We start from the raw sequence: 8,222 nt of genomic DNA on the forward strand, positions 1-8,222 counted from the left end.
GTGGAATCATGATAAGCGTTCATTCAACCCATAGTAGATGGAACTCTTCGCTTAAGCCCACAGTCTTCGTGAAGGACGGAGACATATTGGAATTGAAAGTAAAAGAGCCTCAGATGGTCAAATAAGGAAGGACTCGGATATATCTGATGTAACTAAACTGGACTTCTCAAGGATTCATCCCTTGACAGGACCCATTTATGTGGAAGGTGCCCATCCAGGTGACACGTTAAAGGTAGAAATACTTGATATTAAGGGAGAAGGTTGGGGGTGGACAGCTGTACTTTCAGGCTTCGGTTTTCTCTCGGGTGAAAAGGACGTGCCAGAGGGTGTGAACGGATATGCCTTGAAGATATGGGATTCCCTTGATGGCTATTCTGAAGCTAAGTTCGGAGATCTTAGGGTTAGAGTAAAGGAGTTTCCATTCCCTGGTGTAATAGGGACTGGATTGCCCTATAACGGGACATGGAGCACCATACCTCCAAGGGAGAATGGAGGTAATATGGACGTTAAGCATATGACCATCGGGTCGACGATTTACTTCCCTGTCTTCAGGGAAGGGGCACTACTGTCAATTGGTGATACTCATTTAGCTCAGGGAGATGGGGAAGTGTGCGGCAGTGCAATAGAGGCTCCGACCACGGTTAAGATCAGATTAAGCATTATAAAAGATAAAAGGTTAACCCTTCCAGCCTTTGTAAGCAAAGTCAAACAACTGGAATATGAAGGAAGCTATATTACCTTTTTAGGTTTTTCCAGCGATTTATGGAGAGCTTCCGTTGACGCAGTAAAACAAGGAATTTCATTTCTGTCTAATTTCATGGATCCAGTTGATGCTTACATGCTTTTGAGCGCAGTGATGGACTTAAAGGTAAGCCAAGTGGTCGATGTGCCTAATTGGACAGTCTCAGCTTTCTTGCCTTTGGACGTGTTTGACGAAACAAAGAGAAACGAACTTCTGAGCACCTTCGAGAGAGGGTCGTGGTGATGTCCCTTAACTCCAACGAATTAAAGAGAAAGGGTATAGACGTTGTAAGATTCACTTGGATTGGGTTAGACGGATTCGTCAGGTTCAAGGGTGCTCACATAGACCATTTGGAGGAAATGGCAAAAAGCGGTATAGGATTAACCAAGGCTATGTTCAGCTTCACTCCTATGGATTACATTTCACCTTACGGTTCTTTCGGACCGGAGGATCAGGATGTATTTTTAGTTCCTGATCCAGCAACGTTAGTTACTCTTCCACCTTACGCTTCCGTTTTATGCGATTTATACGACGGTGATAGACCATGGGAGTTAGATGCTCGGTCTAAGTTGCGTTCATACTTGGAAAAGCTGAGGGAAAAAGAAGGATTTAGCTTCATGTCGTCCTTTGAGTACGAGTTCTACTTGGTTAAGGACGGTAAACCTTTCAACGATGCCCGCTGTTTTGATCCACAAGGTATGAACGACATCATTATAACTAGAATAGTGTCGTCCCTAAAGAGCAACGGAATCGACGTACTTAGGGTTATAAAGGAATACGGTCCTGCACAATATGAGATAGACGTGATGCACAGGGATTCCCTGAGATCTGCTGACGAATTCGTCATGTTTAAGGAGATAGTTAAGAATGAGGCATATAATTTAGGTGTAGAAGCCAACTTCATGCCTAAGCCTTTCAACAATCTAGCAGGATCTGGACTTCACTTGAATTTGAGCATGTGGGAAGGTAATAAGAACCTTTTCTACTCAGAAGGAAAGGAACTCAGCGAAATCGGAACTTGGTTCTTGGGCGGAATCTTGAAGCATGCACGTGCGCTTACTGCTATCGCTGCACCTACTGTGAATTCTTACAAAAGACTAAGGTCAGGAAGCTGGGCTCCGACGAAAATAACGTACGGTGTAAATAACAAGTCAGCAATGATTAGACTCCCTACACCTTATCGCGGCGGTATGGGGAAGGACACAAGGCTCGAATATAGAGTTCCAGACCCCTTAGTTAATCCGTATCTCCTGGTTCTTGCAGTGATCTCAGCTGGAATGGATGGGATATCTAAGCGTCTTGATCCAGGCCCCCCTGTTAACGAGAACTCATATTTGAAAGAGGAAATACCGGAAATACCGAGGAATCTGAGGGAGGCTCTTAACGAGCTGAATCACGACGTTGAGCTAAAGGGAATGATTGGAGAAAGGCTAATTGATGAATTCCTCAAGGTGAAGATGGCAGAGGTCGACGAATATGAAGGCAATGTGACCGAATGGGAATATAAAACATACAGTAAAATGTGATACAAATTGAACTCGATTCCATTGATAGATGAGCATGCACATTGGTTTCACGCTAGTCAAATGGAGGAGAAGGAATTCATGATGAGCTCGGCTGAGTCTTGGCACGAAGGTGAGATCAAGTCTGATGTAGTGGAAATGAATAGCTGGAGACCATTTTACATGTTGCTTAGAAACGAAATGAGAAAGAAGTTCGGAGACAAATTCATAGAAGAGAGAAACAAGTTAATAAAAGACGACGCCGAAGGTTACGTTAAAAGTTTGTTTGAGGAAGAAAACATTAAGGGGCTGGTAATAGACGAAGGTTTCGGTAACAAGAAACAGGAAATACCATTACCATTCAAGAGACTTTTTAGAATAGAGACAGCAATAAATAATAGCCTATTTTCCATGCCCTTTAATGAGGCAGTAAATCACTTCAAAGAAATCCTAAGATCCAAGGTTAGAAAGGAAGGCTATGCGGGTTTTAAGAGCATCATAGCCTATAGAACAGGTTTGCCTCAAGCATGTGAGGAAGGTTTAGGTTCCAGAGATTTTTATTCAGGGGAGACAGAATGGTATGGAAGGAAGGCAAAGGGCTTTAGGGACTTGTTGTTCTGCATTGCTATGGAGGAGTCAAAGTCACTTGGTGTGCCCTTTCAAGTGCACACCGGAGCAGGAGATCGCGACATTAAACTTAATAATTCAATGCCTTCCATCATGACTAATCTAGTAAGGAAATACGAAGGGAAGATAGTGTTCGTTCACGCAGGATATCCTTTTCATAGGGAGACTGCATGGATGAGTTACATTTTCCCTTCGGTTTACCTAGACTTATCCCAGATTTTTCCCTTTGCTCCAACGGGAGGATTTCATGCCCTATCTGAGGTATTAGAAGTAGCACCTTTCATTAAAGTGATGTATGGTAGCGATGTCTTTGAGCTTCCAGAGATAGCGTGGATTTCAGCTAAACTCTTCCGGAGAGCACTCTCCAAATCTATGGACGAGCTGGAGCAAATAGGAGTATTGGATTCAAGTCAAAGAAGAGAAGCTGAAGAAATGATATCGTATAAGAATGCCGAAAGGCTTTACGGTAGGTTTGTCTAATTTTCATGTTTAATAGTATAAAACTTTTTAAGGTATAGTGCTTTTTTGCTGTCGTAAACTGAGTAACCATTTTAGTTTTCTATGCTTTAAACTAAAAACTGTACTGATATTACCCTTTAATTTTTATAATATAGCTCATTTCAATTCCCTTTATGTCTAAAAAAGTTTTCATAAGGGAATCGTCAGGATTAGTAAGGCAGATGGGATCTAAACATGCCTTCGCTAAGGTTCTGGCGTTAATAGTTCCAATATCTCTCTATTATACCCTAATTTATTCTCCAGCATTACCTGCTGCGAATTGGTACATAGGAATATTGATATCGCCCGTTATTGCCTTACCAATATTTCTCACTTATCTAAAGCTTGCAGAGTATATACCTAGATCCTCTGGAGAATACATCTATATTTCAAGGATAATAGGCCCCCTCCCCGCTACCATACAAGGGGTGGCCAACATAATATCCACTCCTTTGCTAGCAGCTATTCTATCTCAGATAGAGGTTACAGCAGGAATCGTTCCAACTTTACAGATCATAGGTCTATCCCTTCATAATAGCTTTCTATTGAATTTAGGAACTTCAATACTTAACAACCCAACGTACTACTTCTTGGCTAGCCTGATTTCCTTGTTCCTCATGTGGATTATAAGTATATCCCCTCAAAGAGTAATGGGAAACTTTCTCTTCATAATTGCATCTATGCAGGTCATTGGCTCCATTCTAGTAATCTATCTGTTCTCTCAAGGTAGATCCCTATTCGAGGCAGACTTTAACAAGTTCTCTACAATGTTCGGAGGACCGTCTTATTCCTCCTTAGCATCTCAAGGAGCTACGCTTTACTCTCCTAGCTTTAATTTATTACAAACCTTCGTGTTCTCCGTTCTGATGTTAATGTGGCTTTTTGTGTGGTTCTTCGGCCCTTCTTACTTCGCTGGAGAGTATAAACAAGCTAACAAGTCCTTGAAGGTAGGCATGTTGTCAGGTTTCGGAATAGCTACGGCAATAATAGTTGCCTTAACTTACTTAACGGCAGATACAATGGGAATTCCTTTCTTTAACTACGTTGCAATGAACGGCTGGGGCTCCTCAATACCAGTATCTTCAGGAGAAGGCTACATAGCATGGGCAGGAGTTATGGCTTTAGGTGTTCCTGTTCTTGCAGTGTTAGTTGGAATACTTAATATAGGGATACAATTCGTTGCAGGACCTCTATCCCTGGCTATACCAAGCAGGGTAATGTTAGCTATGTCTTTCGATAGGATTCTACCTGAACGTTTAGCTTACGTCAATCCAAGGTTACAGACTCCTCTCCTTGCTTCCGTAGTGGCATTGGGAATTGCAGTCTTCTTTGAGGTTGCAATTCTTCTTCTAGGACTATCCATATCCACCATCGCCTTAGTGGCAGTTCTTTTCATTTATCAATTTCTACAAGCAACTATCTCCGCTACTGTTGCGGGATTCAAGGGAATTCCTGGGGTTTCCTTGTCTGACAAGGAAAAGAGGGAACTGAAAATCTATGGTTCTTTAGCTTCTGTAGTGCTAGCTATATCCGTGATGGTTGCAATAGGTTATGCCGTAGTTAACCCATTATACTTATCAATGGTTCTGTCAGGAAGCTTAGCCGTTAATATAGGGCTAATAGCAATAATACCCATATTAGGCCTGATAACATACTTTGTGTCTAAACGTCTGAGGGAGAAAGAAGGAATGGACTTGAAAGTCGTATTTAAGGAGATACCTCCAGAGTAAGTTATTAATAAGTTTGTGTAAAATGAATTTTAAAGTAGTATTATAGAATATTTATTGTTTTACTAAGGATAAGGCGATATTTCTCTTTTTCAATATGTATCTAATTCTTTCTTATTTTCACCACGAACTATTTTTACGTGGTCGACCTCTTCAAGAAGCTGTGTTAAAGTGGACACTCGAAGAGAGAATTAATTTTTGCTAATAGTATCTTTCCTTGTCGTAAATGCGGTTAGACTGTAGATCGTGATTATAACGCTTCTCTAAAAATTCCTCGTGTTATCTGGACGAACCTTAGTGCATGTGCAGCTCCGTCCTCTACCAGTACTTCGGTACTGGCAAGGTAGAGCTAGGAGGCAGGAAGCCACTCGTTAGGGTGAGTTCATTGAATCAACTTCACCATATGAACATGTAGAACGGACAAGTGAGATGTTTTAAAGGCACTTTGAGGCAGGTCCTTGAGCGAGAACGCACATATCTTTTCATTTATGAACTTCAGATTTTTGGAAAAATAATCATAAGTAAAATAAAAATAGTTTGTTGTGGAGCCTCTTTGGATATAGATCCTCCTCCAGTATCTTATAATTCTGTTAAAAGTTACCAATGGACGTTAATGAACATGATAAACTTTACCATGTTAATGGTCTTTTTCTATTCAAGTTACAGACTAGATCATGAAGATAGCTCCTCATGATTTAACATTATTCTGTTATGTATTCTACACTATTTATTTACCGCATGGTGCAACATATTATTATGGACTACTCTGAAATTGTCAGGGAGCATTCCTTCGGAACTTGGAGAAAACAGTCTGGGTGGAAGCCGATAAATTTGATTTCTGCTAAGGGATCTTGGCTTTACGATGACAAGGGAAGATCCTACCTTGACTTTTCCTCTCAGCTGGTTAACGTGAACTTAGGTCACGGAAACGAGAGAGTCATCAAATCAATAGAGGAAGGTCTAATGGACGTTCAATATGTTTCTCCTGCATTCGCAACTAAGGCTAGGGCAAACGCAATTAAATCACTCTTAGAGGTTGTGCCTAAAGGTATTCACAAGTTCTTCTTTTCCACTTCAGGTACTGAAGCTAATGAGGCAGCGGTGAAGATATCTAAACTGGTAAAATCACCTAAATATAAGGTAGTATCTAGATACAGGTCATATCATGGATCTACCTTGGCTTCCATGTCACTTACCGGAGACTATAGGAGATGGTTCACTGAACCTAATTCTATGCCTGGAGTTGTGAGAGTTCCCGAGCCTTATTGTTTCAGATGTCCCCTGAAACTGAAGTATCCAGATTGCGGTATAGCTTGTGCAAATTACGTAGATTATGTATTGAAACAGGAAGGCAATGTTTCGGCAGTGATAATGGAGCCTATTACTGGGACAAACGGAGTCGTGGTTCCTCCTAAGGAGTATCTCCCTATGATTAGAAAGATAACTAAGGAAAATGATGTGCTTTTCATAGCAGATGAAGTGATGACGGGTTGGGGTAGAACAGGAGAGTGGTTCGCGGTTAACTTATGGGGCATTGAACCTGATATAATAACTACCGCAAAGGGAGCATCGGCTTCATATCTCCCAGTTGGTGTAACTGGAGTTTCCAAGGAGATATCAGACTTCTTCGAGGATCACATGTTCGCTCATGGACATACATTTGAAGCCCATCCGGTTGTACTTTCAACAATTCCAGCTGTAATAGATGAATATAAGAAACTGGATCTGTTAAGTCACGTTAAGGAAATGTCTTCCTATGTGGAGAAGAGATTAAACGAAATTAAGGAAAAACATAAGAGCGTTGGTGATGTGAGGGGAATAGGATTATTTTGGGGAGTGGAACTAATAAAGGATGACAAGATGACGCCTGTAGGAACTTATGAGGACAAATATAACGGTAAACCTACGACAGTAGACAAGATTACTTCTTACATGATGGAAAGAGGAGTCTATATATTCGGAGGTGCTTCATGGCTTGTAATATCACCGCCATTAATAATTAACAAGGAAGAGATAGATAAGGGATTAAATGTGTTGGACGATGCACTCCAAATATCAGATCAGGAATTTCATGAAAACAGGAGTAAGTAAAGATCTTAATACTTAAAAAATGATCCTAACATTTATATGGTTAAACAAAACCCATACATTTTTAAAATATATAGTAAAAATTTTTATATTATTGTTGATGAGAAAAATACTTGTATAAAATAACAACTAGTAAGAGGAGAATTTCTACATCGTTAGAAGATTATATTCTTAACAACAAGTATCTTCACCCTCTTGTTACAGAGTTACTCAATAGTTAAAGCAGTCTTAGCCAAAATCCAAATAAACAAAGTTTAGTTAGTAAGGGAATAGCATTTCAGAAAGAGGAACAACAGTTTCATGCATCCTCTTTATATTTAAAAAATTGATAACTTTCTAATAGATTATCCTTAAATATCATAATGATTAAGGTGGGGTATGGGTCTGTTTAAAAGAAAGTCAAACAACGAAAGTGTAGGAAAGAAAGAAATTACCAAAGTTCTCTTTACTTCAGATGTACATGGCTCAGAGATAGCCTTTAGGAAATTTCTAAATGCCGCAAAGATGTATAAAGTTGATGCTTTGGTTATAGGCGGAGACTTGGCAGGTAAGACCCTAGTTCCCATAGTAGATGTTGGGGAAGGCAAATACGAAATTCAAGGTGAACAAGTAGGCAAAGAAGGTTTATCTACAGTAATTCAGGAATTCAAGAAAAGCGGAACCTATTATACGATAGTTGATAAAAAGGAATACAAGGAGATGTTGGAGGACAAAAGAAAGGTGGACGAGAGATTTAATGAAGCTATAAAGAACGTACTTGAGGATTGGGTATCAATTGCAAAAGAGAAATTGAAGGATAACCCAATCCCGTTGTACGTCAACTTGGGAAATGATGATCCCATGTTTATGTTTGACGTTGTAGAATCTTCTGAGGTGATGGAGAAAAGTGAAGGCACTATACTGGAACTAGGATCTCATGAGATGGTCTCCTTTGGGTATGTAAATCCTACTCCGTGGAATACTCCCAGGGAAATGAAAGAAGAGGAAATATACGGTTATCTAAAGAAGGAAGTTGAGAAACTCAAGGAACCTTCAACT

At 40.1% G+C, this 8,222-nt stretch carries 5 protein-coding genes and 1 pseudogene (1 of these 6 cut by a window edge); all 6 read left to right on the forward strand.

The features are described 5' to 3' along the window. Positions 1–5 precede the first annotated feature (5 nt). Positions 6–985, forward strand: a pseudogene (locus RQ359_RS09370) (acetamidase/formamidase family protein). After that, complete coding sequence (locus RQ359_RS09375; RefSeq protein WP_156016703.1) at positions 985–2,268, forward strand: glutamine synthetase family protein; 1,284 nt, start codon at positions 985–987, stop codon at positions 2,266–2,268. Before RQ359_RS09370 ends, RQ359_RS09375 begins: the two are co-directional and overlap by 1 nt. 6 nt (positions 2,269–2,274) lie before the next feature. Then, positions 2,275–3,351, forward strand: a complete 1,077-nt coding sequence (locus tag RQ359_RS09380; RefSeq protein WP_240900097.1) for an amidohydrolase family protein — start codon at positions 2,275–2,277, stop codon at positions 3,349–3,351. A gap of 152 nt (positions 3,352–3,503) precedes the next feature. Further along, the gene (locus RQ359_RS09385; protein WP_156016701.1) at positions 3,504–5,099 is read left to right on the forward strand and encodes an APC family permease; all 1,596 of its coding nucleotides are present in this window, start codon (positions 3,504–3,506) and stop codon (positions 5,097–5,099) included. A 753-nt stretch (positions 5,100–5,852) separates the two neighbouring features. Continuing rightward, positions 5,853–7,187: a class-III pyridoxal-phosphate-dependent aminotransferase gene (locus RQ359_RS09390; protein WP_054838710.1), complete on the forward strand. Its 1,335-nt coding sequence runs from the start codon at positions 5,853–5,855 to the stop codon at positions 7,185–7,187. 375 nt (positions 7,188–7,562) lie between these two features. Beyond that, positions 7,563–8,222 carry the 5' portion of a metallophosphoesterase family protein gene (locus RQ359_RS09395; protein WP_054838709.1) on the forward strand. 321 nt of this gene lie beyond the right edge of the window, so the window shows 660 of its 981 coding nt (coding positions 1–660); it begins with the start codon at positions 7,563–7,565; its stop codon lies beyond the right edge, outside the window.

The organism is Sulfuracidifex metallicus DSM 6482 = JCM 9184, from assembly GCA_032834875.1.
Taxonomy (GTDB): Archaea; Thermoproteota; Thermoprotei_A; order Sulfolobales; family Sulfolobaceae; genus Sulfuracidifex; species Sulfuracidifex metallicus.